Source organism: Pseudomonas sp. GW822-FHT02D10, assembly GCF_058802345.1.
In genome coordinates this window covers 12534-37663 of record NZ_JBXAOB010000026.1, presented here as the reverse complement: position 1 = coordinate 37663, position 25130 = coordinate 12534, and the positions used below count along the sequence as shown (strand labels likewise).

At 58.7% G+C, this 25130-nt stretch carries 21 protein-coding genes and 1 pseudogene; 17 read left to right on the top strand and 5 right to left on the bottom strand.

The window, feature by feature from the left end; all coding sequences use genetic code 11:
- Window positions 1–110: 110 nt before the first annotated feature.
- Window positions 111–276 (bottom strand): annotated as a pseudogene (locus tag AC1RPZ_RS26300) (FecR domain-containing protein); the annotation flags it as partial.
- On the bottom strand, window positions 234–761 hold the full coding sequence (locus AC1RPZ_RS26295; RefSeq protein WP_493140689.1) for an RNA polymerase sigma factor: 528 nt from the start codon (window positions 759–761) through the stop codon (window positions 234–236). The gene AC1RPZ_RS26295 and the pseudogene AC1RPZ_RS26300, both read right to left, overlap by 43 nt.
- 302 nt (window positions 762–1063) lie before the next feature.
- On the opposite strand from AC1RPZ_RS26295, the gene AC1RPZ_RS26290 reads away from it, so the two are divergent.
- Genes AC1RPZ_RS26290 through AC1RPZ_RS26270 form a run of 5 tightly spaced genes read left to right on the top strand, consistent with a single transcriptional unit; the run spans window position 1064 to window position 7865 of the window.
- Complete coding sequence (locus tag AC1RPZ_RS26290) at window positions 1064–1915, top strand: hypothetical protein (protein WP_493140687.1); 852 nt, start codon at window positions 1064–1066, stop codon at window positions 1913–1915.
- A gap of 11 nt (window positions 1916–1926) precedes the next feature.
- The gene (locus AC1RPZ_RS26285; RefSeq protein WP_493140685.1) at window positions 1927–2754 is read left to right on the top strand and encodes a hypothetical protein; all 828 of its coding nucleotides are present in this window, start codon (window positions 1927–1929) and stop codon (window positions 2752–2754) included.
- Between the two features lie 12 nt (window positions 2755–2766).
- Entirely contained in the window at window positions 2767–4929 is a 2163-nt protein-coding gene (locus AC1RPZ_RS26280; RefSeq protein ID WP_493140683.1) for a lipase family protein, read from the top strand.
- Window positions 4930–4962: 33 nt separating this feature from the next.
- A complete protein-coding gene (tssI, locus tag AC1RPZ_RS26275) occupies window positions 4963–7017 on the top strand; it encodes a type VI secretion system tip protein TssI/VgrG (protein ID WP_493140681.1) in 2055 nt (684 codons plus the stop codon).
- Window positions 7017–7865, top strand: a complete 849-nt coding sequence (locus tag AC1RPZ_RS26270) for a DUF4123 domain-containing protein (protein WP_493140679.1) — start codon at window positions 7017–7019, stop codon at window positions 7863–7865. Before tssI ends, AC1RPZ_RS26270 begins: the two co-directional genes overlap by 1 nt.
- Window positions 7866–7879: 14 nt before the next feature.
- Here AC1RPZ_RS26270 and AC1RPZ_RS26265 read toward each other — a convergent pair whose 3' ends face one another.
- Window positions 7880–8344 carry a methylglyoxal synthase gene (locus tag AC1RPZ_RS26265; RefSeq protein ID WP_493140677.1) on the bottom strand — a complete coding sequence of 155 codons (465 nt, stop codon included), beginning with the start codon at window positions 8342–8344 and terminating at the stop codon, window positions 7880–7882.
- 24 nt (window positions 8345–8368) lie between these two features.
- Window positions 8369–9370 (bottom strand): type I glyceraldehyde-3-phosphate dehydrogenase, encoded by a 1002-nt coding sequence (gap, locus tag AC1RPZ_RS26260; protein ID WP_493140675.1) that lies wholly within the window; start codon window positions 9368–9370, stop codon window positions 8369–8371.
- A 224-nt stretch (window positions 9371–9594) separates the two neighbouring features.
- On the opposite strand from gap, the gene edd reads away from it, so the two are divergent.
- From edd to AC1RPZ_RS26200, 12 genes are all read left to right on the top strand, one after another.
- The gene (gene edd, locus AC1RPZ_RS26255; protein WP_493140673.1) at window positions 9595–11421 is read left to right on the top strand and encodes a phosphogluconate dehydratase; all 1827 of its coding nucleotides are present in this window, start codon (window positions 9595–9597) and stop codon (window positions 11419–11421) included.
- On the top strand, window positions 11418–12368 hold the full coding sequence (locus AC1RPZ_RS26250) for a glucokinase (protein WP_493140671.1): 951 nt from the start codon (window positions 11418–11420) through the stop codon (window positions 12366–12368). The genes edd and AC1RPZ_RS26250 overlap by 4 nt, the downstream gene beginning before the upstream one ends.
- Before the next feature lie 178 nt (window positions 12369–12546).
- On the top strand, window positions 12547–13278 hold the full coding sequence (locus AC1RPZ_RS26245) for a response regulator (protein ID WP_019693222.1): 732 nt from the start codon (window positions 12547–12549) through the stop codon (window positions 13276–13278).
- Window positions 13279–13309: 31 nt separating this feature from the next.
- Entirely contained in the window at window positions 13310–14731 is a 1422-nt protein-coding gene (locus tag AC1RPZ_RS26240) for an ATP-binding protein (RefSeq protein WP_493140711.1), read from the top strand.
- Window positions 14732–14960: 229 nt separating this feature from the next.
- A complete protein-coding gene (locus tag AC1RPZ_RS26235) occupies window positions 14961–16211 on the top strand; it encodes a D-mannose isomerase (protein WP_493140669.1) in 1251 nt (416 codons plus the stop codon).
- Window positions 16212–16327: 116 nt separating this feature from the next.
- A complete protein-coding gene (locus AC1RPZ_RS26230) occupies window positions 16328–17635 on the top strand; it encodes an ABC transporter substrate-binding protein (RefSeq protein ID WP_493140668.1) in 1308 nt (435 codons plus the stop codon).
- A 155-nt stretch (window positions 17636–17790) separates the two neighbouring features.
- Window positions 17791–18699 (top strand): carbohydrate ABC transporter permease, encoded by a 909-nt coding sequence (locus AC1RPZ_RS26225; RefSeq protein ID WP_493140666.1) that lies wholly within the window; start codon window positions 17791–17793, stop codon window positions 18697–18699.
- On the top strand, window positions 18692–19537 hold the full coding sequence (locus AC1RPZ_RS26220) for a carbohydrate ABC transporter permease (protein WP_019693217.1): 846 nt from the start codon (window positions 18692–18694) through the stop codon (window positions 19535–19537). The genes AC1RPZ_RS26225 and AC1RPZ_RS26220 overlap by 8 nt, the downstream gene beginning before the upstream one ends.
- 3 nt (window positions 19538–19540) lie before the next feature.
- Window positions 19541–20701, top strand: coding sequence for an ABC transporter ATP-binding protein (locus AC1RPZ_RS26215; protein ID WP_493140664.1), 1161 nt, complete (start codon window positions 19541–19543; stop codon window positions 20699–20701).
- Between the two features lie 98 nt (window positions 20702–20799).
- Window positions 20800–22146 carry a carbohydrate porin gene (locus AC1RPZ_RS26210; RefSeq protein ID WP_493140662.1) on the top strand — a complete coding sequence of 449 codons (1347 nt, stop codon included), beginning with the start codon at window positions 20800–20802 and terminating at the stop codon, window positions 22144–22146.
- Between the two features lie 127 nt (window positions 22147–22273).
- Window positions 22274–23128: a D-hexose-6-phosphate mutarotase gene (locus AC1RPZ_RS26205; protein ID WP_493140661.1), complete on the top strand. Its 855-nt coding sequence runs from the start codon at window positions 22274–22276 to the stop codon at window positions 23126–23128.
- A 113-nt stretch (window positions 23129–23241) separates the two neighbouring features.
- Window positions 23242–24201, top strand: a complete 960-nt coding sequence (locus AC1RPZ_RS26200) for a MerR family transcriptional regulator (protein WP_493140659.1) — start codon at window positions 23242–23244, stop codon at window positions 24199–24201.
- 3 nt (window positions 24202–24204) lie between these two features.
- Here the strand turns inward: AC1RPZ_RS26200 and AC1RPZ_RS26195 are convergent, their stop codons facing one another.
- Window positions 24205–24810, bottom strand: a complete 606-nt coding sequence (locus AC1RPZ_RS26195; RefSeq protein ID WP_493140658.1) for a hypothetical protein — start codon at window positions 24808–24810, stop codon at window positions 24205–24207.
- Window positions 24811–25130: the final 320 nt, after the last annotated feature.

Genomic DNA, 25130 nt, shown 5'->3' with positions numbered 1-25130 from the left:
AGATGAGAATCAGTTGCATTGGCTATAACGAGACGTACGGGGGATGGCTATCGAGTAAAAATAATTCTCATTTAGTTCAGAATCACCAGCGCCGGAAATTCCTGAAGCCTGGCCGGCATCGATTTCCAGTGGCAGGCCGCGATTGGCCGCCACCTCGAAATAGGCCTCGCCCTGATACAGGTGGGCGATGCGTTGCTGGTCGTTGATGGTGCTGGAAAGCGCCGAATGGGTGTTCAGCAGGACTTTTGAGCCGTCGTCCAGTTGCAAGCGCTGACGCAGATCGCCGTGATCAGCTTCAGGTCTTTTTGCACAGTGCTCAAGGACACGCGCTGTTGCTCGGCGATCTCCAGATAGCTGTGCCCATGCAGGCGGCTGAGGATGAAGATCTGTTGTTGGCGCGGGGTGAGTTGGCTGAGGCTGATGTTCAAGCGTTCGAGCATCTGTTCGGCATGGGCGGCGTCCTCGGCACTGCTGAGCGGCGCCGCGATGTTTTGCACGACGTCCAGCGGAACGTCTTCGAGCATCGTGCGGGACTGAATGCGCCGTGTGCGCAAATGGTCCAGCGCCAGGTTGCGGGCGGTTTGAAACACGAAAGGTTCGAGGTGATCGATGGCCCGTTCACTCAACGCGCGGGCCACTCGCAGGTAGGTTTCCTGCAAGAGGTCCTCGGCGGTGCTGTGGTTGTTGACCATCCGCTCCAGGGTCCGCAGCAGCGAGACTCGCTGAGCGAGGAAGACATGGTTGAAGCGCGATTGACTCACAGTAGGACCTGATCCATTCGAGTTAATGATAATGCTTATCATCTGCGCGAATGGTCAAGTACTGGTTTGCAACAGTCGCCAATGCGTTCGGTACGGGAGGGTGCTGATGGGCGTTTTTTGCTCGGTAGAAATGAACACCCTGCGCCCTCTTCGGCTATTTAATCGCTGGAAAAGTCAGATATTTCAGTGACGGCTGTAGGCCCGATCCCAAACGTTTCCGGGGCCCTCAGATAGGACTGGATGACTGCTATACCCCTGTTAATACTTCAACTTTCAGCGGGATACATTGGCAGGAGCATCAGGTGACGGCACTCAAGGAAGGAAGTAAGCCCGTTTTCAACAACGGTCGATCGCTGCGCCTCATGCGCCGGCAACTGACTCGTGTGCTGGCTATCAGCGCTCTGGCTTTTACCACTGGCGGTTGTGTTTTTGCCCCGGCAGAGAGCTTTACCTTGCAGGCCGAAGTGCCGGCGGATTTTCGGGTCAAGGCCGACGCCTATTACGTGCCGGCCACCGGGGAAACCTGTGAGGCGCCGCCGCGTAAACGCGGGGAAGTTTCGCCGGATCGCAAGTTCTTCAAAAGCGAATATCAGAGCGTACCGCGCACGGCCGAGTTTCAGATTCCGTTGAGCACTCGTGCGGGGGGCTGTCCGTTGGTGTTGAGTAGTTTGAAGTTGAATCTGGACGCGAAGTGGGGAACGCGCTGGTCTGACATAGGTGGCGACTTTGCGAGCCTTTCCTTTCGTGACGTAGCTGGGACTGATTTTCCAGCCTTTCCGGTCTCGGGCGCTCAGGAGTTTCAAGGGCAATGCCAGTGGCTGTTTCGCACCGTGGGACCCAAACGCAATATCCGGAAAATCTTGCACTGCCGGGCGACCGACACAGACGGACAGATGCTGAAACGCATGGCGGGCGGGGTGTTGCAGCGCGATCAGTTGCCGGGCAGGACGGTGAGAATGGTGTTCAGGATGGCAAAGGAAGAAGAGCCTTACATGGGGGATACCTGGATTCGCTTTCCGCAAGGCTGGAAACGCTGCATGGGTGAAAGCCTTGAAGACCAGTACGCGTTCTGTCGCGGCAATACCACCGATTTCAAGTCTTTCAAATTGCCGGACGGGCGCGAGTGCAACGTTTACCCCAACTGCACTGAATAAGGAATTCAGATATGGCACTTCTGGAGCAAGGCAACCCGTTTTGTCGCGCGCGCTGGCAACTTGCTCGAGCACTGGTAATCAGCGTTCTGGCTTTTACCACTGGCGGTTGTGTTTTTGCCCCGGCAGAGAGCTTTACCTTGCAGGCCGAAGTGCCGGCGGATTTTCGGGTCAAGGCCGACGCCTATTACGTGCCGGCCACCGGGGAAACCTGTGAGGCGCCGCCGCGTAAACGCGGGGAAGTTTCGCCGGATCGCAAGTTCTTCAAAAGCGAATATCAGAGCGTACCGCGCACGGCTGAGTTTCAGATTCCGTTGAGCACTCGTGCGGGGGGCTGTCCGTTGGTGTTGAGCAGTTTGAAGTTGAATCTGGACGCGAAGTGGGGAACGCGCTGGTCTGACATAGGTGGCGACTTTGCGAGCCTTTCCTTTCGTGACGTAGCTCGGGCTGATTTTCCAGCCTTTCCGGTCTCGGGCGCTCAGGAGTTTCAAGGGCAATGCCAGTGGCTGTTTCGCACCGTCACCTCTACAAGGGCCATTGTAAAAATTCTGCATTGTCGGGCCACCGACACAGACGGACAGATGCTGAAACGCATGGCGGGTGGGGTGTTGCAGCGCGATCAGTTGCCGGGCAGGACGGTGAGAATGGTGTTCAGGATGGCAAAGGAAGAAGAGCCTTACATGGGGGATACCTGGATTCGCTTTCCGCAAGGCTGGAAACGCTGCATGGGAGAGAGTCTTGAAGACCACTATGCGTTTTGCGACGGAAATATTACGGATTTCAAACCATTCCACATGCCAGATGGTCGGGAATGCATGGTCTACCCCAACTGCACTGAATAAGGGATTAACCGCATGACACCCAAGGAGCAAGACGAAGTTTTTTTCAGCAGCGAAATGCTGGCTTGTCCGTTGCGGGGACATTGGACCAGTTTTCAGTTAGTCGATGAGCAAGGCGACGGCAAACCCTACGGCGGTTTGCCTTATACCGTCATAGACAGCATCGGCCAGGAATACACCGGACGGTTAAATGGAGAGGGTATTGCGAAACTAGAGAACCACTATCGCGGCCCCGTTGTACTTTCACTGGATACCGCTTATCGCAGTGGAGACAAATTTTATAAAGCATTACTGAAAAGGAAGCACTACCCCCTCCCCATCACCGAACTCCAGGTCCGCGCCGAACAAACCCGCTTCTTCCACGCCGACGGATTTCGTCGTGAACACAACCCGGTCATCAAGGACGCCGATGTCTTCCTCCAGGTCGAGGTGCGGGATCTGGTCCGTCATGGCGCGCATCTGCCGCCGGTGGCCAAACGTTTCTACGAACCAAAAACGTTGCTGCTCAGGGCCATGGGTGAGCTGGGTTTCGGCCCCGAGCAGCCGTTCGGCATTGCCTTGAAACCCAATAAGCACAATGTGCTGGAAGTGCGGCCAATGCGCGCCTTGCGCCCGATGCTGTCCACCGATGACAAATTCTGTGCGCTGAACCTTTATCAATTGGCGCTGATGGCGACTTTGAGTTACACCGACTTTGCCCAGGCCCCGCGCAAAAAGCCGCTGGATACAGTGCGTTTTCCAGAGGACCCGAGCATTGGCAACCTGTTCGGTGAGGCGCTGGCCAGTTACCGGGAAAACTGGCGAATCGATACAAACCAGCGCGATCGGTATTACCCGTTGTACGAAGACGTGCCGTATTCCAAGCGTCTGGAAATCCTGCCGTTCGACCCGACGCTGTATGAGCAAAATCACCCGGACAAGGGCAAGGACCAGGAGCATCCGGCCAACCAGCATTTTTTCGATGATCAGGAAGATGGCGGCGATACCCAGGCGTTTATTTGCCATCACGACGACGTCATTCTGATTTCGGTGCGGGGCACGGCCAGTCTCAAGGACGCGATACGTGATGTGGATGCGCTTCAAGTTCCGTTCGAGGAAGGCGTGGGGAAGGTTCATAAGGGCTTTTACGATGCGTTTCAGGCGATGAAAGATTTCGTCTTGCGTTATCTGGATAAATTTCACGCTGGCCAAAAAATTATCATCTGTGGTCACAGCCTCGGCGGTGCCATCGCCTTGTTGCTGGCAGAAGCGCTCCGTCGACGTCCAGGCTATAACTACAACATCCTCCTCTACACCTACGGCGCCCCACGCGCTGGCGACTTCACCTTCGTCGAAGGCGCCGCCGAGCTCGTTCACCACCGTATGGTCAACAACAACGACCCGGTGCCCGGCGTGCCGGCCCCGTGGATGAACGCTGACTGGAAGGTCTGGGTGCCGGGGCTGGCGACGACGCTCCTTTCCGGACCGTATGGCATGTTGCTGTTCGGCGCCGGTCTGGTGCGCGTCGGCGGTGATCCCTATCACCATCACGGGCAACAGCAGCACTTCATGCCCGTGCGCTTCGATGTCAGGGAATGGTCCTCGGTATTGTGGGACCCGGATTGCGAATCCATCGTCGACTCCGCGTGTACCGCCATGCTGGAGAAAAAACAAAGGGGCGACATGCCGCCCCGCGACGGCCTGCTCGCGCAATTGATCAACTACACCGATCACATGATGGTCGCCAGCTACATCCCCTTCGCCTGGGCGACCTTGCGCCGCTGGCAGCAAACCGAGGAAACCGGCGCAACCGTAGTCACACAACGTGAGTACCGGGTAGTCGATGACGCCCTGGCAGCGCTCAAGGAGAAACTTTACGAGTATTCCCGCCAGGTGCGCCATGACGAGGGGCCACGTGGCGCAACGGCAGATGAAGACGCCGCCATGAGTGCCTTGTTCAGAGAGCGCGCTCGACTGGAGAAAACCCGCGAGCGTCTGCAAACCTTGCGCTATCGCCGCCTCACCCTCGTGGATGTGTACGGCAGCGCTGCGAAGTCACCGGAGTTCATCGGTAGCATGGAGCGCTGGGCCAAACACACTGAAAATCAGCGGCCGGAGCAGTACGCAAAGATTCCCAAGTCAATGGATGACGATCTTTGGCTGGTGGCCCAACCGTTCGATATCGACTCGATCATCTGAGTATCGCCAATCTTGTTTTTAAAGGACTAAACGATGTTTGACCCCGACTCTCGACCTCGCTTCTATCTCGATATCACCGGGTTGCGGCACGATTTTCAGGTCCTGGCCTTCAAAGCCACTGAATCGATCAGCCAGCCCTATGAGGTCACCCTGGAACTGGTCAACGAACGCTCGGACCTTGACCTCGACGCACTTCTGCATCAACCGGCGTTCCTCGGCTTCGGCCCTCCCGGCGAGGGCATGCACGGGCTGATTCATAGCTTTGCGCAACGTGAGTCGGGCGAGCGACTGACATGTTATGAACTGACATTGGTCCCGCATCTGGCGTACCTGGCCCTGAGCAGCGACCAGCGAATTTTCCAGCAGTGCACCGTCCAGCAGATCATCACTGAAGTGTTGAAAAAGCACGGAGTGCTTGGCGATGTGTTCACTTTTCAGTTGGGCCCGAGCGTTTATTTGCCGCGCGAGTACTGCGTGCAGTTCGACGAAACCGATCTGGGGTTTATTCAGCGACTCTGCGAAGAGTCAGGTATTCATTATCATTTTCAGCACAGCCCGCAGGGGCACCTATTGGTGTTTGGCGATGACCAGACGTGTTTCCGGCGGCTGGCTCCATCAACCTTTCGTCTGAATAAAGGTCTGGTTGCCGAACACCCGGTGATTGACCGCTTCGGCGTGCGAACTGCCACTCGTCCCAGCCAAGTGGCAGTGCGCGACTATGACTTCGAAAAACCGAACCGGCCCCTCGAAGCAAAGGCCAGAAGCCCGGTGGCTCCGCCCCTGGAGGCTTATCAGGCGCCGGGGCGTTTCAAATACGGTGACGAGGGCAAGCGTCTGGCCGCCCGCCAGCTGGAGCGGCATCGTAGCGATTACAAGTTGGCTGACGGCGCCAGCGACCTTGCTAACCTGCACAGCGGACACTTTCTCCAATTGCAGGGGCATACCCGAATCGAATGGAATGATCTTTGGCTACTGACTGGCGTAGTGCATGAAGGCCGGCAATCCGAAGCGCTGGAAGAGGCAATGGTTGGTGAGCTGCATGCCGCAGATTTTCAGGGTTATCGCAATACGTTCACCGCAACGCCTTGGGATGCACCGTATCGACCGCCGATTAAACACCCTAAACCGACCATTTCCGGCAGTCAGACCGCCAAGGTCACGGGGCCGGCGGGGGAGGAGATCCACTGTGATCAATACGGTCGGGTCAAAGTCTGTTTTTACTGGGATCGTACCGACCCGCAAACCGATACCAGCAGTTGCTGGTTAAGAGTCTCCAGCCTTTTGGCTGGCGACGGCTACGGGGCGGTCAGCATTCCCCGTGTCGGCATGGAAGTAGTGATCACCTTTATGGATGGCGATCCTGATCGCCCACTGATTACCGGTTGTTTGCCTCATCTTGCCAATCCGGTGCCCTATGAATTGCCGGAGAACAAGACCCGCAGCGTCTTTCGCAGCCGGAGTTCGCGCGAAAGCAACGGGTTCAACGAGCTGCACATCGAAGATCGTCTCGGGCAAGAGTTGATCTATTTGCGGGCGCAGCGTGACATGGAACAAAAGATTGAAAACGACAGCCGGCTGGAAGTTGGTCGCGAGCGCCGGGAGATCATCAAAGGCACCAGCACCAGTGTGTTAGAGATGGAGGAACATCGCACGACGACAGGCGACCGAAAAATCCGGCTGATGGCCGATGATCATCTGCATGTCGCACAAAGCAGCCATACCTATGTGGGGAAGGTGCTGGTAACGGAGGCGGGTCAGGAAGTTCATTTCACGGCGGGTACGCATCTGGTACTCAACGCGGGCATGAGCGTGACCATGAATGCTGGCGATCATCATTTAGTGATCAGTTCGAGTGGCATTTTCAGCAGTTGTGCAGTCGAACTGGGGGGAAGTCCCGAGCGGGGTACATTGGCAGCGCCCCTGATACCGGGGGCAGTGCAGGCATTGACGGCCCCCATCGAGCGGGCGCCGGTCCTTGCGTTCGTCCAGCGCACGTTGATGGCGTTGGCTGCCAGGCAGGCTGCAAACGTCTGCCCGCTCTGCGAGGCTTGTCGCGAAGGTGTTTGTTCGATCGAAGGAGCGGCATGATGGATGACTTGCCAGTTCGGTGGATGGCCCGCCAGTTACAGCTCGGCCAAAGCGTGTGCCTGGTTCTTGACCCGGATGCGGTGCCAGCCTTTCATCAGGACATTCTGCGTCAGCGCAGCACTGCGCAATATCGCCGCGTTTACAGTGAAACCGCGGTTGCCAATCTGGCCGCGGCCGGCCCGATCATCGTTCTTATGGATGATCTGGATCTGTCGTTACTCAATGACTTGATCGAGGGACCCGTGCGCGATTGGGGATGGCTGGCCAGTATCCAGGAAGGCGCAATCGAAGCGTTGGTAAAGCATTGGCGCGAACGTCTGCTCATCGGGCAGCAACCGTCGCAGGCCTTGTACCGTTTCCACGACAATCGGGTGCTGATGCGAGCACTGGCTCATCTTCCCGAATCGGCGTATGCCGAATACCTGGGGCCGGTCATCAGCGTTTGCTACTGGCAGGGCGAGAACTGGACGACGGTCGAAAATCCGGTGCCCGGAGAATACCCCGTCCCCGATGCCCCGTTATGGCTGGAAACTCCCATGCCGGCCAGCCAGGAACGCGCGGTCCTACAGGCCAATATCGGCTTGTACCTGTTGGCCGAACACAGTGAGGATCTGGCCCGATTGCCCGAACATATATCCCCCAGGGCTTGGCTGAAGGAGCAGCTCGACCTCGCGCACCAGTGGGGATGGCAGACACCGGAGCAACTGCATTTTTTGATTGTCGAGTGTCTGCGAGAAGTGCATGCGCCGAGCATCAAGAACTGGGAACCACACGCGCAAGAGCAGGTGCAAGCTCATTATGAGCGACTGAGCAATGAGCTGCGGCCCAGGATCGATCATTGGCCATAGACCGCAGTCTGGCGCTAGCGCCGCCCCTGCAAGTAGGCCGGATAATCCGGAATCCGGTACGCGTGCGCCTGATCCATCAACGGGCTGCTGAGCAGGTAATCGGCGCTGCATTCGTTGCAGGCCACTGGAATGTTCCAGACCGCCGCGACCCGCAGCAACGCTTTGATATCCGGATCGTGAGGTTGCGGCTCGAACGGGTCCCAGAAGAACACCAGCATGTCCACCCGTTGCTCGGCGATTCGCGCGCCGAGCTGTTGATCGCCACCCAGCGGGCCGCTGATCATGCTTTCAACGGGCAGGCCCAGGCGTTTGCTCAACAGCATTCCGGTGGTGCCGGTGGCCACAAGCTCGTGTTGTGCGAGCTTGTCCTTCTGCCGCTCGGCCCAGTCCAGCAAGAACACTTTGCAGTGATCATGGGCAACCAGGGCTATGCGTTTGCGCGCCGCCATGGTTTTGGTGGTAAAGCTGATACCGATCATCGGCGGTTCCACGAGCAATCGGCCTTATTCGGCGTTGCACAGGGCGAGGCAGTTATCGAGCATGCGGTTGGAGAAACCCCATTCATTGTCGTACCAGGCCAGCACCTTGAGCAGCTTGCCGCTGGACTTGGTGTGGTTGGCATCGAAAATCGACGACAGCGGGTTGTGGTTGAAGTCGCTGGAGACCAGCGGCAGGGTGTTGTAACCGAGGATCTTCGAGTGTTGGCTGGCTTCTTTGAGCAGTGCGTTGACCTCGTCAGCGCTGGCTTCGCGCTTGAGCTGAACGGTCAGGTCCACCAGCGACACGTTGATCACCGGCACGCGCACCGACATGCCGGTGAGTTTGCCGGCCAGTTCCGGCAGCACCAGGCCCACCGCTTCGGCGGCGCCGGTCTTGCTTGGGATCATGTTCTGGGTGGCCGAACGCGCACGGTACGGGTCGACGTGGTAGACATCGGTCAGGTGCTGGTCGTTGGTGTAGGCGTGGATGGTGGTCATCAGACCGCTCTCGATGCCCAGCTCGCGGTGCAACACCTGCGCCACCGGGGCCAGGCAGTTAGTGGTGCACGAAGCGTTGGAAATGATCTGGTGCGACTGGCGCAGGATGTCATGGTTGACCCCGTACACCACGGTGGCATCGGCGCCTTTGGCCGGGGCCGAGATAATCACTTTGCGCGCGCCGGCGCTAATATGGGCGGCGGCTTTGGCACGGTCAGTGAACAGACCGGTGCATTCGAACACCACGTCGACCTTCTCGGCAGCCCACGGCAAATCGGCCGGGTTGCGAATGGCGCTGACCGAAATCCGGTCGCCGTTGACGGTCAGGCTTTCCAGATCGTGCTGCACATCGGCATCGAAGGTGCCGTGCACGGTGTCGTACTTGAGCAGGTGGGCATTCATCGAGCTATCGCCCAAATCGTTGATGGCGACGATCTGCAAATCCTGACGGTAGCCTTGGGTATACAGTGCGCGAAGGACATTACGGCCAATACGGCCAAAACCATTGATTGCAATTCGTAGAGTCATATGAAAAGCGCCTTCGTCATATTTGTTGTTGGAATTACAAGATTATTCGCAAAAAAATAGAAAACAAGCCTTTTTAGTGGCAATATTTTGTTTTATCTACAACGAGTGACCTGAATCAACTGGTCCGAGTGGTCAAGAAAACCGTCAGCGCGTCACGCGTCGATGCTTCTTGATCAGCATAGACACGAACAGGTCGCCACATCCGTTAGCCTGGAGTTCTACACATGCATCCCCGCGTACTTGAGGTCACCGAACGGCTTATCACCCGTAGCCGCGCTACCCGTGAGGCTTACCTTGCATTGATTCGCGGCGCCGCCAGTGATGGCCCGATGCGCGGCAAGCTGCAATGCGCCAACTTCGCCCACGGCGTGGCCGGGTGTGGCACCGAAGACAAGCAAAGCTTGCGGATGATGAACGCCGCCAACGTGGCGATAGTTTCGTCATATAACGACATGCTCTCGGCGCATCAGCCGTACGAGCACTACCCGGAACAAATCAAACACGCGCTGCGCGAGATCGGTTCGATCGGCCAGTTCGCCGGCGGTGTGCCGGCCATGTGTGATGGTGTGACCCAGGGCGAGCCGGGCATGGAGCTGGGCATTGCCAGCCGCGAAGTGATCGCGATGTCGACCGCTGTTGCGCTGTCCCACAACATGTTCGATGCGGCGATGATGCTCGGCATCTGCGACAAGATCGTGCCGGGCCTGATGATGGGCGCGCTGCGTTTTGGTCATCTGCCGACGATTTTCGTTCCGGGCGGGCCGATGGTGTCGGGGATTTCCAACAAGGAAAAAGCCGACGTGCGTCAGCGCTACGCTGAAGGCAAGGCCAGTCGCGAAGAGCTGCTGGAATCGGAAATGAAGTCCTACCACAGCCCTGGCACCTGCACCTTCTACGGCACCGCCAACACTAACCAGTTGCTGATGGAAGTTATGGGCCTGCATTTGCCGGGCGCCTCTTTCGTCAACCCGAACACCCCGTTGCGCGATGCCCTGACCCGCGAAGCCGCGCACCAGATCACCCGTCTGACCAAGCAAAGCGGCAACTTCATGCCGATCGGCGAAATCGTCGACGAGCGTTCGCTGGTCAACTCGATTGTTGCGCTGCACGCCACGGGCGGCTCGACCAACCACACCCTGCACATGCCGGCCATCGCCATGGCGGCCGGTATTCAGCTGACCTGGCAGGACATGGCTGACCTCTCCGAAGTGGTGCCGACCCTGTCCCACGTCTACCCGAACGGCAAGGCTGACATCAACCACTTCCAGGCCGCGGGCGGCATGTCGTTCCTGATCCGCGAACTGCTGGAAGCCGGTCTGCTCCACGAAAACGTCAACACCGTTGCCGGGCATGGCTTGAGTCGCTACACCCAGGAACCGTTCCTGGAAAACGGTGAGCTGGTATGGCGCGAAGGTCCGATCGAAAGCCTTGATGAAAACATCCTGCGTCCAGTTGCCCGGGCGTTCTCGCCAGAAGGCGGCCTGCGGGTGATGGAAGGCAACCTCGGTCGCGGGGTGATGAAAGTCTCGGCCGTGGCGCCGGAACATCAAGTGGTCGAAGCACCGGCGATGGTCTTCCAGGACCAGCAAGACCTGGCCGATGCGTTCAAGGCTGGCCTGTTGGAGAAGGACTTTGTCGCGGTGATGCGCTTCCAGGGCCCGCGTTCCAACGGCATGCCGGAGCTGCACAAGATGACGCCGTTCCTCGGTGTGCTGCAGGATCGCGGCTTCAAAGTTGCGCTGGTGACTGACGGGCGGATGTCCGGTGCGTCAGGGAAAATTCCTGCGGCCATTCACGTCAGCCCGGAAGCTTATGTCGGCGGTGCTTTGGCGCGCGTGCAAGAGGGCGATATCATCCGCGTCGATGGCGTCAAAGGCACCTTGCAACTGATGGTGGACGCTGATGAGTTTTCCGCTCGCACACCGGCCAAAGGCCTGTTGGATAACGGCATTGGCTGCGGTCGCGAGTTGTTTGGCTTCATGCGCATGGCCTTCAGCTCGGCAGAGCAGGGCGCCAGCGCCTTTACTTCTGCCCTGGAGACCCTTAAGTGAAATTAGCGCTGGTCGGTGACATTGGTGGAACCAATGCGCGTTTTGCGTTGTGGAAAGACCAGCAACTGGAGTCGATCCAGGTGCTGGCGACAGCCGACTATGCCTGCCCGGAAGACGCCATCGGCGTCTACCTGAACGGCCTCGGTCTGGCGCCCGGTTCGATAGGTGCGGTGTGCCTGTCGGTGGCCGGCCCCGTCAGCGGCGACGAGTTTCGCTTTACCAACAACCATTGGCGGCTGAGCCGCAAGGCCTTTTGTCAGACCTTGCAGGTCGATCAGCTGTTGCTGGTCAACGACTTCTCGGCCATGGCGCTGGGCATGACGCGCCTGCAACCGGGCGAGTTTCGGGTGGTCTGCGAAGGTAAGCCGGAACCTGTGCGTCCGGCCGTGGTGATCGGTCCCGGAACCGGCCTCGGCGTTGGCACCTTGCTCGATCTTGGCGAAGGCCGTTGGGCCGCATTGCCGGGGGAGGGCGGGCATGTCGACCTGCCACTGAGCAGTCCGCGAGAAACCCAGCTCTGGCAGCACATCTACAACGAGATCGGTCACGTCAGTGCTGAAACAGCGTTGAGCGGCAGCGGTTTGCCACGGGTCTATCGGGCGATCTGTGCCGTGGACGGGCATGAACCTGTGCTCGATACCCCGGAAGCCATCACCGCCGCGGGCCTTGCTGGCGACCCGATTGCCCTGGAAGTGCTCGAGCAGTTCTGTTGCTGGCTGGGTCGAGTGGCCGGCAACAACGTGCTGACCACCGGTGGGCGCGGCGGAGTTTACATCGTCGGTGGGGTGATTCCACGGTTTGCCGATTTCTTTCTCAAGAGCGGTTTTGCCCGCTGCTTCGCCGACAAGGGCTGCATGAGCGAGTACTTCAATGGCATTCCGGTCTGGCTGGTGACCGCACCGTATTCCGGTTTGACCGGCGCGGGCGTAGCACTCGACCAGGCCTGAGACCGCGTCGACTTCATCGCGAGCAAGCTCGCTCCCACAAGGGTTATGTACACATTCTGAATGTATGCAAGTAACCCTGTGGGAGCGAGCTTGCTCGCGATGAGGCCCTGACAGGCAATATAGATCCAGAACGATCAGGCATAATCCGCCCCAACACTAACAACAAGGATGCCGCCCCGTGAGCTCAGTCAACAAGTCGATTTTGTTGGTCGATGACGATCAAGAGATACGCGAGTTGCTGGACACCTACCTCAGTCGCGCAGGGTTTCAGGTGCGGACCACGCCCGACGGCGCCGGTTTTCGCCAGGCGTTGAACGAGGCGCCGAGTGATCTGGTGATCCTTGATGTGATGCTGCCGGACGAAGACGGCTTCAGCCTGTGTCGCTGGATTCGCCAGCACCCGCGTCAGGCCCAGGTGCCGATCATCATGCTCACCGCCAGTTCCGACGAAGCGGACCGGGTCATTGGCCTGGAGCTCGGCGCCGACGATTACCTTGGCAAACCCTTCAGCCCCCGTGAATTGCAGGCGCGAATCAAAGCCTTGCTGCGCCGTGCCCAATTCGGTCAGGAGCGCTCCGGCGGTGAGGTATTGGCCTTCGATGAGTGGCGTCTGGACATGGTCAGTCATCGGCTGTTTCACACCGACGGCGAAGAGGTGATTCTCTCCGGTGCCGATTTCGCCCTGCTGAAACTCTTCCTTGATCATCCGCAGGAAATCCTCGACCGCGACACCATCGGCAATGCCACCCGTGGCCGCGACCTGATGCCGCTCGATCGCATCGTCGACATGGCCGTCAGCCGTTTGCGTCAGCGTCTGCGCGATACCGAAAAGCCTCCGCGATTGATCCGCACCGTACGCGGCAGCGGTTATCAACTGGCCGCCAATGTAGTCGCCAGCAATGGCCACTGAGTTCCTTGCTCGGCTGATACGGCGGGTGCCGGTGCCGCGTTCGCTGCTCGGGCGGATGTTGCTGCTGACCCTGCTGGCAGTGTTGTTCGCCCAGACGCTGTCGAGCGTGATCTGGGTTTCGCAATTACGTGCCACGCAGTTGGAAGGGCTGGTCACCGCCGCCCGCAGCCTGGCGCATTCGATGACGGCCAGCGTCAGTTACTTTCGCTCCCTTCCGGTGGCGTACCGCCCGTTGGTTCTTGACCAGTTGCGCAGCATGGGCGGCACCCGTTTCGTGGTGACCCTCAACGACAAACCGTTGGAAATGCAGTTGTTACCGCCGACCCCGCGCAAACAAGCGGTGCTGGCGGCAGTGGATGAAGTGCTGCGGCAATCGCTCGGCGGGGACACCGACATCTCGGTGCAATTCGTCAGCCCGGACGACCTGCGGATCTTCAATGGCGGCTTGAAACTCGATGAGTTGCCGCGTTCCTGGGCTCACTACGCGTTGACCCTGGAACCGGTCAATCCGCCGGTGCTGGTCACCCAGATCAAACTGGCCCAGGGCGAATGGCTGTACATCGCCTCGCTGTTGCCCGAGCCCTATACCAGCCTCGAAGAGCAGGGCCTGCCGTCGCAGCAAGTCTGGTTCATCGTGCTCACCAGCGGTTTTCTGTTGTTGTTCATTGGGCTGTTGGTGCACTGGCAGAGCCGACCGCTCAAACGCCTGGCACGGGCCGCACGAGACATGTCGTTGGGCGCCGAAGTGGAACCGGTGGCGGAGGGCGGTGGCAGTGAGGTGGTCGAAGTCGGCCGTGCCTTCAACGCCATGCGCGAGCGCATCAGCCGCTACCTGACTGAGCGCAGCCAGTTGTTCAGCGCGATTTCCCATGACCTGCGCACCCCCATCACTCGTCTGCGACTGCGGGTCGAGTTGCTGGAAGATGAGCAGCTGCAAGCCAAGTTCGGCCGTGATCTGGATGAGCTGGAGCTGTTGGTCAAAGGCGCGCTGCAATGTGTCAAAGACACCGATATCCACGAAAACATCGAACCGGTGGACCTCAATCATGTGCTCGACTGTTTGGTCGAGCCTTACCTGGCGCCCAACGGCAATGGCCGCGTGACCCAGCAGGGGCGGGCGCTGGCGCCATACCCTGGCAAGCCGCTGGCGCTCAAACGCTGCATCGGCAACCTGATCGACAACGCCCTCAAATACGGGCAGAACGCCCATTTGCACATCGACGATGATGACAGTGCATTCATCCTGCATGTCGACGACGAAGGCCCGGGAGTGCCTGAGCAGCGACTGGAGCAGGTATTCGAACCGCACTTTCGGTTGGCCGGGCAGCAGCAGGGTTATGGGTTGGGGTTGGGCATTGCGCGCAACATTGCCCATAGCCATGGTGGGGAAGTGAGTTTGCAGAATATGCGCGAGGGTGGGTTACGGGTGACGTTGCTATTGCCTCGCGATTAGAAACACCGCGTTATCGTTCATCGCGAGCAAGCTCGCTCCCACAGTGGTTCTGCGTCGTACATAAATCCAATGTGGGAGCGAGCTTGCTCGCGATGGCGTCGGCCTCTTCAACACATTCCTCGCGGCAAATGTCACCCGTCAGTGACACACCCGGCCCCCTTCGTTACCTGCGCCTTCCCCTACGTTGTTTAGACTCCTTCACAGTCATAACAACAAAAAAAGGCACCCCATGAACACCACTCCTCCTGCCTTCAGCAGTTGGCTGAACGCACCTGCCCATCAGCGATGGCTGGCCGACGAAGGCCTGCGCCTGCTGGCTTTCGCCAAGGCGTCGAAGCTGGCCGAAGGCTTTGGCAACCTGAACGAGCACGGCGAATTGCCGGCCGACGCCCAGGCACACACCATGAACACCGCACGCATGACTCACAGCTTCGCCATGGCGCACATTCAGGGCTTGCCGGGATTTGCCGAGCTGGTGGACCACGGCATCAAAGCCCTCAAGGGGCCGCTGCGTGACGCCACATTCGGTGGCTGGTTTGCAGCGCCTGATCACCGCGATGGCGATACCGGCAAAGCCGCTTACCTGCACGCTTTCGTGGCACTGGCGGCCAGTTCTGCGGTGGTCGCCCAAAGGCCCGGAGCGGACGCCTTGCTCAGCGATGCCATCGCGATCATCGAGCAGCATTTCTGGAACGAAGAAGAGGGCGCGATGCGCGAATCCTTCAACCGCGACTGGAGCGAAGAGGAGCGCTATCGCGGCGCCAACAGCAACATGCACGCCACCGAAGCCTTTCTCGCACTGGCCGATGTCACCCAGGACAGCCGTTGGCTGATTCGCGCCTTGCGGATTGTCGAGCGGGTGATTCACGGGCACGCGGCGGCTAATCAGTACCTGGTGGTCGAGCATTTCGATCGGCACTGGCAACCCTTGAACGACTACAACCAGGCCAACCCAGCTGACGGCTTTCGACCTTATGGCACCACGCCGGGCCATGGTTTCGAATGGTCACGGCTACTGTTACACCTCGAAGCAGCGTGCGTGCAAGCCGACATGTTGACCCCCGACTGGCTGCTGATCGACGCGCAAAAACTCTTCGCCAACAACTGCGCTCACGGGTGGCAAGTCGATGGTGCGCCGGGGATTGTCTACACCCTCGATTGGGACAATCACCCGGTCGTGCGCCAGCGTTTGCACTGGGTTCACTGCGAAGCCAGTGCCGCCGCCAGTGCCTTGCTCAAGCGTACCGGCCAGGCGCAATACGAAACCTGGTACCGGCGTTTCTGGGCGTTCAGCGACAGCTGTCTGATCGATCGAATCCACGGCAGCTGGCACCACGAACTTGGCCCGCAAAATCGCCCGAGCGCACAGATCTGGGGTGGCAAGCCAGACCTCTATCACGCCTGGCAAGCGGTGTTGATTCCACGCTTGCCGCTGGCGCCGAGCATGGCCAGTGCATTGGCTCAATCGGCACTTATGTAACCATGTAGTGACATTTTGCCGTCGCTTCGTTACCTGCCAAGCGATCTACGCTGTTTAAACTCATTTGCAGCGCAAGCACCAGTCTTGCATGCATAACAACAAGAAAGGTAATTCAAATGAATGCGATTTCTCGCCTCGCCGCTGTCATTTCTCTCGCCTCGCTATTTCCCCTGACTGCATTTCCTCTCAGCGCCCTTGCCGCCGATTCCAAAGGTTCTGTGGAAGTCGTGCACTGGTGGACGTCGGGTGGTGAAAAAGCAGCGGTCGATGTCCTCAAGGCTCAAGTCGAAAAAGACGGCTTCGCCTGGAAGGACGGTGCGGTCGCCGGCGGCGGTGGCGCTACAGCCATGACCGTACTCAAAAGCCGCGCCGTAGCGGGTAACCCGCCGGGTGTCGCGCAAATCAAAGGCCCGGATATCCAGGAGTGGGGCAGCACTGGCCTGCTCAGCACCGATGCGCTGAAAGGCGTTTCCAAAGCTGAAAACTGGGATGGCCTGCTCTCGAAGAAAGTCTCTGACACCGTCAAGTACGAAGGTGATTACGTCGCGGTGCCGGTGAACATTCACCGCGTCAACTGGCTGTGGATCAACCCGGCCGTCTTCAAGAAAGCCGGTATCGAAAAAGCCCCGACCACCCTCGAAGAATTCTATGCCGCTGGCGACAAACTGAAAGCCGCCGGTTTCATTGCCCTGGCCCACGGTGGTCAGCCGTGGCAGGACAGCACCGTGTTTGAAGATGTGGTGCTCTCGGTCATGGGCGCTGAAGGCTACAAGAAAGCCCTGGTCGATCTGGACCAGAAAACCCTTTCCGGCCCGGAAATGGTCAAGTCCTTCACCGAGCTGAAAAAACTCACCGGTTACATGGACCCCAACCGCGCGGGGCGTGACTGGAACATCGCTGCCGCCGATGTCATCAACGGCAAGGCTGGCATGCAGATGATGGGCGACTGGGCCAAAAGCGAATGGACCGCTGCCCACAAGGTAGCCGGCAAGGACTATCAGTGCGTGCCGTTCCCGGGTACCGAAAAAGCCTTCACCTACAACATCGACTCCCTGGCCGTGTTCAAGCTCAAGGCTGATCGCACCGGCGATATCGCCGCTCAGCAAGACCTGGCCAAGGTCGCGCTGGGTAAAGACTTCCAGAAAGTCTTCAGCATCAACAAAGGTTCGATCCCGGTTCGCACCGACATGCTTAATGATATGAGCACCCTGGGTTTCGACTCCTGCGCCCAGGCATCGGCCAAGGACTTCCTGGCTGACGAGAAGACCGGCGGCCTGCAACCGAGCATGGCGCACAACATGGCCACCTCCCTGGCCGTGCAGGGCGCGATCTTCGATGTGGTGACCAACTTCATGAACGACAAGAGCGCTGACCCGGCCAAGGCCAGCGCGCAACTGGCATCGGCCATCAAAGCCGCCCAGTAATCCCTGACGCCGCGTGACCCTGTGGGAGCGAGCTTGCTCGCGATAGCTGACTGACATTCAACAGAGATGTCGACTGTTATTGCGTCATCGCGAGCAAGCTCGCTCCCACAAGGGGGCACTGTGCGCATTCACTTCTCTTCAACTGGATTATCCCGATGAGCTCTGTGGCGGTTTTCAGCAAAGCCTCACCGTTCGACGCACTGCAGCGCTGGCTCCCCAAACTGGTTTTGGCGCCGAGCATGTTGATCGTCCTGGTTGGCTTTTACGGTTACATCATCTGGACATTCGTTCTGTCCTTCACCAACTCCAGCTTCATGCCGAGCTACAAGTGGGTCGGCCTGCAGCAATACATCCGGTTGCTGGACAACGACCGCTGGTGGGTCGCGAGCAAGAACCTCGCGGTCTTCGGCGGCATGTTCATCGGCATCAGCCTGGTGCTCGGGGTGTTTCTGGCGGTGCTGCTCGATCAGCGCATTCGCAAGGAAGGCTTCATCCGCACCATCTACCTGTACCCGATGGCGCTGTCGATGATCGTCACCGGTACCGCCTGGAAATGGCTGCTCAACCCAGGCCTGGGCCTGGACAAGATGCTGCGTGACTGGGGCTGGGAAGGCTTCCGTCTGGACTGGCTGGTTGATCAGGATCGCGTGGTCTATTGCCTGGTGATCGCCGCTGTATGGCAAGCCTCCGGGTTTGTGATGGCGATGTTCCTGGCCGGCCTGCGCGGTGTCGATCAGTCGATCATCCGTGCCGCTCAGGTCGACGGTGCGAGCCTGCCGACCATCTATTTGAAGATCGTCCTGCCGAGCCTGCGTCCGGTGTTTTTCAGCGCCTTCATGATCCTCGCGCACATCGCGATCAAAAGCTTCGACCTGGTGGCAGCGATGACGGCGGGCGGTCCGGGTTACTCCTCCGACTTGCCGGCGATGTTCATGTATTCCTTCACCTTCAGCCGTGGCCAGATGGGCATCGGTTCGGCGAGCGCGATGATGATGCTCGGCGCGATCCTGGCGATTCTGGTGCCGTACCTGTACTCCGAACTGCGAGGCAAACGCCATGAGTAATCAGCTTGGCAAACCTGCCATCAGCTTTAGCCGCATAGCGATCTACGCGACCTTGTTACTGGCCGCTGCGGTGTACCTGATTCCGCTGGTGGTGATGCTGCTGACCAGCTTCAAATCCCCGGAAGACATCCGCACCGGCAACCTGTTGAGCTGGCCACAAGTGATCGACGGCATTGGCTGGATCAAGGCCTGGGACGTGGTGGGTGGCTACTTCTGGAACTCGGTGAAAATCACCGTGCCGGCGGTGCTGATCTCGACCTTCATCGGCGCAATGAACGGTTATGTGCTGTCGATGTGGCGTTTCCGTGGTTCGCAGTTGTTCTTCGGTCTGCTGTTGTTCGGCTGCTTCCTGCCGTTCCAGACCGTGTTGCTGCCTGCCTCGTTCACCGTCGGCAAACTCGGCCTGGCCAACACCACTACGGGTCTGGTGCTGGTGCACATCGTCTACGGGCTGGCGTTCACCACGCTGTTCTTCCGTAACTACTACGTGAGCATTCCGGATGCGCTGGTGAAAGCGGCGCGGCTCGATGGCGCGGGCTTCTTCACCATCTTCGGGAAGATCCTGCTGCCGATGTCGATTCCGATCGTGATGGTCTGCCTGATCTGGCAGTTCACCCAGATCTGGAATGACTTCCTGTTCGGTGTGGTCTTCGCCAGTGGCGATGCCCAGCCAATCACCGTGGCCCTGAACAACCTGGTCAACACCAGCACCGGGGTCAAGGAATACAACGTTGATATGGCGGCGGCGATGATCGCCGGGCTGCCGACACTGCTGGTCTACATATTCGCTGGCAAGTATTTCCTGCGTGGGCTGACGTCCGGCGCGGTCAAGGGGTAGAACATGGCAACTCTCGAATTACGCAACGTCAACAAGACCTACGGCAGCGGCTTGCCGGACACCCTTAAAAACATCGAACTGAAGATCGATGATGGTGAGTTCCTGATCCTCGTCGGCCCGTCCGGTTGCGGCAAGTCGACCTTGATGAACTGCATCGCCGGACTTGAAAACATCAGCGGCGGGGCGATTCTGGTGGACGACGCTGATATCAGCGGCATGAGCCCCAAGGATCGCGACATCGCCATGGTGTTCCAGTCCTACGCGCTGTACCCGACCATGAGCGTGCGCGACAACATCGCCTTCGGCCTGAAAATTCGCAAAATGCCGGCCGCCGAAATCGACGAAGAAGTGGCACGTGTCGCCAAGCTGCTGCAAATCGAACACCTGCTCAGCCGCAAACCAGGCCAGCTCTCCGGTGGTCAGCAACAGCGCGTGGCCATGGGCCGTGCACTGGCGCGGCGGCCGAAGATTTATCTGTTCGACGAACCGCTGTCCAACCTCGACGCCAAGCTGCGGGTCGAGATGCGCACCGAAATGAAACTGATGCACCAGCGCCTGAAAACCACCACGGTCTATGTGACTCACGACCAGATCGAAGCCATGACCTTGGGCGACAAAGTGGCGGTGATGAAGGACGGGATCATTCAGCAGTTCGGCACGCCAAAGCAGATCTACAACGACCCGGCCAACCTGTTCGTGGCGAGCTTCATCGGCTCACCACCGATGAACTTCATTCCGCTGAGATTGCAGCGCAAGGACGGCCGTCTGCTGGCGTTGCTCGACAGCGGCCAGGCGCGTTGCGAGCTGCCGCTGGGCATGCAGGACGCCGGTCTTGAGGACCGCGAAGTGATCCTCGGCATGCGCCCGGAGCAGATCGTTCTGGCGAACGGCGAGGTCAACGGTTTGCCGACCATTCGCGCCGAAGTCCAGGTTACCGAGCCGACCGGTCCCGATACCCTGGTGTTCGTCAATCTCAATGAAACCAAGGTCTGCTGCCGCCTGGCGCCGGACGTTGCGCCGGCCGTGGGCGAGACCCTGACCCTGCAATTCGATCCATCGAAAGTGCTGCTGTTCGATGCCAAGACTGGCGAACGTCTGGGGACGGCTGGTCAACCGCAAATCGAAGCGCGGGGCGACAACGTCGCTCAATTCAAAGGCAGATGAGGATCAAATGTGGGAGCGGTGGATGAGACATCCGTCGCAACCGCTGTAAACCGCGTTAGATAAAAACAGTTAATAACAATAAAGACGAGGATGTAGGGATGAAAAAGAAGAACAACGCTCAGCTTATCTGCCAATTGTCAGCTGTTGCGGTGCTGATCATGGCCGGTAATGTACACGCGGCTGACGCATTCAGCGCCGACTCCAAATGGATGACGGGGGACTGGGGTGGCGAGCGGACCAAGCTGATCGAACAAGGTATCGACATCAAGGCGGATTACGTCGGTGAAGTGGGCGCCAACCTCCACGGCGGCTACAACGACGACAAGACTGCGCGTTACGCCGACCAGTTTGGCCTGGGCGTGGCGCTGGACCTGCAAAAGCTGTGGGGCTGGGATAACACCCAGGCCAAGATCCAGCTCACCAACCGTAACGGTCAGAACATCTCCAATGACCGTGTCGGCGATCCGCGTGCCGGCACCTTGAGTTCCTCCCAGGAAGTCTACGGCCGTGGCCATATGGTCCGTCTGACCCAATTGTGGGTCCAGCACCAGTTCCTCGACGGCAAGCTGGACGTCAAAGCCGGTTACTTCGGCGAGGGCGAAGACTTCAACACCTTCCCGTGCGAGTTCCAGAACCTGGCGTTCTGCGGCTCCCAAGCGGGTAACTGGGCGACCGGTATCTGGTTCAACTGGCCGGTCATGCAGGCGGCGGTTCGCGTGAAGTACAACATCACGCCTGAGTTCTATGCGCAGATCGGCGCGTACAACCAGAACCCGTCGCAACTGGAGCACGGTAACGGCTTCAAGCTCAGCGGCAGTGGTACCAAGGGCACCGTCTTGCCGGTCGAACTGGTCTGGTCGCCGAAGGTCAACAGCCTGCCGGGCGAATACCGTGTCGGTTACTACAAGAGCACTGCCGACGCCAATGACGTCCGTAAAGACGACAATGGCAATGATGCAGCGACCACAGGCAACGCCTTCCGCAGCCATGACAGCAAGCACGGCTACTGGTTTGTGGCGCAACAACAACTCACCACCCACAACGGTGATGCTTCTCGCGGTCTGAATGTCGCGGCCAACGCCACGTTCCACGACAAGGACACCAACGTCGTCGACAACTACCAGTCGCTGATGTTTGTGTACAAGGGCCCATTCGACGCGCGTCCAAAAGATGACGTCGGGATCGGTTTTGCCCGTATCCATGTCAACGATGACGTGAAGAAAAACGCCGAGTTGCTCAACGCCGCCAACGGTGTCAGCGACTATGATAATCCGCTGTTCTCGCCACTGCGTTCCACCGAGTACAACTACGAGATCAACTATGGTTTCCACGTTACCAACTGGCTGACCGTGCGTCCTAACCTGCAATACATCACTCACCCGGGCGGTGTTGATGAAGTCGACAACGCGCTGGTGGCCGGTTTGAAAATTCAGTCGGTGTTCTAACGCTGTTGCGATAAGCTCCTCTCCATGTGCGCATTTTTGCGGACGGCCAAGGCTGTCCGCTTTTTTTTGGGGCGGCGCAACCCCGTAGCTCCTATCGGTATGGCGATGATTTTCAGGACCGCGGCACATGCTTGAGCATCCGCTACAACGCTTCTTCAAATCCCTGCGCGAGCGCCCGGTATTTGCCTGGGAGCGCTATCAGCAGCGTGAGGTGCTGGTGATCGACCATCCGCTGTGTCAGGCGGTGTTCAGTCGTCAGGGCGCGCAGTTGCTGCACTTTCAGCCCAAGGGCCAAAAGCCCTGGCTCTGGTGCGCGGCGAAGTGGCCGCAGGTCGGGGCGATTCGCGGAGGCGTGCCGGTCTGCTGGCCATGGTATGGCCGTCATCCGAGTGAAAATGCCTGGCCGTCCCATGGTTGGGCACGGCTGATCGACTGGAAGCTGATCGACAGCAGCGCCGCTGACGATGGCGTACGCCTGCATTGGCAATTGCAGCTGTGTGACTGGCAAGTGGACCTGCACGCGCACTTGGGTGAGCGTATGGATTTGCGCCTGAGCACCGAGCATCAGGACAGTCTGCCGTGCCAACTGAGCCATGCATTGCACGCCTATTGGCGTATTGGTGACGTTGGTGAGATAGCGCTGTCTGGGCTTGATGGCGCGCACGGTTATGACCAGCTCAAGCGTGAGTTTTGCGAACAAAAAGGCGAGTTGCGGGTGGAGGGTGGCTGTCAGCGGGTGTTCCAGCACGAGGGCGAATTGCAGCTCAAGGACCACGCCTGGCAGCGCCAGTTGTGCATCGACACCGGCGACACCGGCGACACGGTGGTCTGGCATCCCGGATCACGACCGCTGCTGGGAGTGAGCTGGAACGAGATCTCGGAGTTTGTCTGCGTAGAGGCGGCCAGCGGTGGCACCGATAGCCTCAGCCTGGCGCCCGGGGAGCGCGCGCATTTGAGTTTGCAGGCGCGGGTGGGGGGTTAGCTCAAGGTGCGAGGTGGGGCTGATGAGGAGTAGACCATCAACGGCGTCTCTTGAAAATATGACACCGTTGAGCGCTAAATAGGATCCAATCCGACACGGACGTCCAAAAGTTCATGGTGGCTATCACTGAACCTCCCCGGATCTTGCAGCCTTCTGCTCCTATAAAGCAGGAGCAAATGTTCCCGATCCGTGAAGTGGCACGCCTGACGGGCGTCAACCCAGTCACCCTGCGCGCCTGGGAACGGCGCTATGGTTTGATTCAGCCGACACGCACCGAAAGTGGGCATCGACTGTACTCCATGACCGATATTGAGCGGGTTCGCAGCATTCTTGGCTGGATCGGGCGGGGCGTGGCGGTCAGCAAAGTGGGCAAGATTCTGGCGAAGGCCAATGCGGTTCCGACGCCGTTGGGCATCATTGCGGATGATCTGGTTCAGGCCGACTATGCCCAGTGGCAAACTCAGATCAAAGCAGCGCTCAGCAATTTTGACGATGTGGAGCTGGGGCGGATTTACGGTCAGGTATTTTCTACCTATTCACTGACGGTGACGTTCCAGGACATTTTAATGCCGCTGTGGACGCAGTTACTCCAGCAACATGACATGTTTGGAGAGACCAGCGAGTGGGTGATGCTGGACGGGTTTCTTCGTGCCAGAGTTCTCCAGCGTTTGGTGTTATTGCGAGGAACGCAGCCGTTGCAGGCGATCGTTTCTGCGATTGATGGACACTGCCGCAAGCTCGAGTTGCTATTGGCAGCCTTGTATATGGGCAGTGCGCAAGTGGGAATCAGATTACTGGCATTGGGGCAGCCATTTGATGAGCTGACCCTGGTCTGTGAAAGGATCAAGCCGCAGGCGCTGGTGCTGTTCTCCAATCAAGCGCCGACATCTGACTTCGCCCACCGTCTGAATCGCCTGGCGATGGGCCTGGATTGCCGCCTGATGCTGGCCGGTGGTTCGGCGGATCTGGCACAGGAGAACCTGGCCGGGTCGTCGATTGGTTGTCTGGGGAGTGAAGGGGTGTTGATGCAACAGCGTTTGCAGCAGTTCCTCGCGGGAACGCTCGATACCTGACACTCAGATGTGCAATGCGGGATGTGTCAGACGATGCTGCTGAAGGATGTACTGACGCAGGCGTTCGGTTTCATCCTTGTCGCTTTGGCTGAGCCGATAGGCGTAATAGCCCTGCTCGGTTTCTCGTTCGTAAGTCCCGCGTAACGCAATGCGTTCATAGCCTGAAGGGCTGAACCAGAGTGCGAAACTTTTCGGCGGCTTGGTGCGGTTGCGTACTTCCAGCAAAACCCCTTTGAACGACACTTCGTGTACCCACAGCGTACCGGGTTGACCTTTGGCGTTCTCCAGGGCTACAGGCTCTTCAAGCGCCAGACGCCAGGGGCGAACCATCGGCCCGTCCTCGTAGATGCTCGGTACGCCCAGGCGCAAATGCAGCGCATGAAACTCATCCTCGACCAGGTGCAGTGGAAAGGTGATTTGCTGATTTTCGAAGTGTGCCTGAATGGTTACCTGCTCATTGGCCGCCAGGCGTGTCAACAAGTCGCGGATTTGCGAGCCCCCATTAACCAGCAGGCTCGACGTCGCATCGCGAACGTTGAGCTGCGGGTTGTGCTGCATGGTCTGGATGAAATCCAGTTCATCCTGAGTCAGGAGGGTATCGCGGTGCATGGTTTGCTCGAAAGAAATAATTACAAAGTCATTGGTGATTGTAGTTAATGACCATTAATTCGACAGCTCGTTTTGACCGTTTATCGCTTTGAGTGCGCACAGTTCCACTTGTATGGCGGCCCATCAGGTTTCCAGCTGTTCCATGCCGTTGCGTCAGCTGGATATTGATCATCAGACGTCCTTTCTGCGCTAAATGATGTGCTGCATTCTATGGCATGGCTACAGTCTGTCCACTGACCATCAGGGCCTCTCGAGAGGCAATCGCAGTTTTTTTGCGTCAGCTGTTAATATTCCGGTCTTTTATTCAGCTTCAGGATCAG

What these genes read in the sequence shown, in the direction of transcription:
- AC1RPZ_RS26195 (WP_493140658.1), bottom strand. Translation starts at nt 24,810, where the DNA reads ATGCACCGCGATACCCTCCTGACTCAGGATGAACTGGATTTCATCCAG.
- AC1RPZ_RS26210 (WP_493140662.1), top strand. Translation starts at nt 20,800, where the DNA reads ATGAAAAAGAAGAACAACGCTCAGCTTATCTGCCAATTGTCAGCTGTT.
- tssI (WP_493140681.1), top strand. Translation starts at nt 4,963, where the DNA reads ATGTTTGACCCCGACTCTCGACCTCGCTTCTATCTCGATATCACCGGG.
- AC1RPZ_RS26285 (WP_493140685.1), top strand. Translation starts at nt 1,927, where the DNA reads ATGGCACTTCTGGAGCAAGGCAACCCGTTTTGTCGCGCGCGCTGGCAA.
- AC1RPZ_RS26235 (WP_493140669.1), top strand. Translation starts at nt 14,961, where the DNA reads ATGAACACCACTCCTCCTGCCTTCAGCAGTTGGCTGAACGCACCTGCC.
- gap (WP_493140675.1), bottom strand. Translation starts at nt 9,370, where the DNA reads ATGACTCTACGAATTGCAATCAATGGTTTTGGCCGTATTGGCCGTAAT.
- AC1RPZ_RS26230 (WP_493140668.1), top strand. Translation starts at nt 16,328, where the DNA reads ATGAATGCGATTTCTCGCCTCGCCGCTGTCATTTCTCTCGCCTCGCTA.
- edd (WP_493140673.1), top strand. Translation starts at nt 9,595, where the DNA reads ATGCATCCCCGCGTACTTGAGGTCACCGAACGGCTTATCACCCGTAGC.
- AC1RPZ_RS26215 (WP_493140664.1), top strand. Translation starts at nt 19,541, where the DNA reads ATGGCAACTCTCGAATTACGCAACGTCAACAAGACCTACGGCAGCGGC.
- AC1RPZ_RS26200 (WP_493140659.1), top strand. Translation starts at nt 23,242, where the DNA reads ATGGTGGCTATCACTGAACCTCCCCGGATCTTGCAGCCTTCTGCTCCT.
- AC1RPZ_RS26205 (WP_493140661.1), top strand. Translation starts at nt 22,274, where the DNA reads ATGCTTGAGCATCCGCTACAACGCTTCTTCAAATCCCTGCGCGAGCGC.
- AC1RPZ_RS26265 (WP_493140677.1), bottom strand. Translation starts at nt 8,344, where the DNA reads ATGATCGGTATCAGCTTTACCACCAAAACCATGGCGGCGCGCAAACGC.
- AC1RPZ_RS26280 (WP_493140683.1), top strand. Translation starts at nt 2,767, where the DNA reads ATGACACCCAAGGAGCAAGACGAAGTTTTTTTCAGCAGCGAAATGCTG.
- AC1RPZ_RS26270 (WP_493140679.1), top strand. Translation starts at nt 7,017, where the DNA reads ATGGATGACTTGCCAGTTCGGTGGATGGCCCGCCAGTTACAGCTCGGC.
- AC1RPZ_RS26225 (WP_493140666.1), top strand. Translation starts at nt 17,791, where the DNA reads ATGAGCTCTGTGGCGGTTTTCAGCAAAGCCTCACCGTTCGACGCACTG.
- AC1RPZ_RS26220 (WP_019693217.1), top strand. Translation starts at nt 18,692, where the DNA reads ATGAGTAATCAGCTTGGCAAACCTGCCATCAGCTTTAGCCGCATAGCG.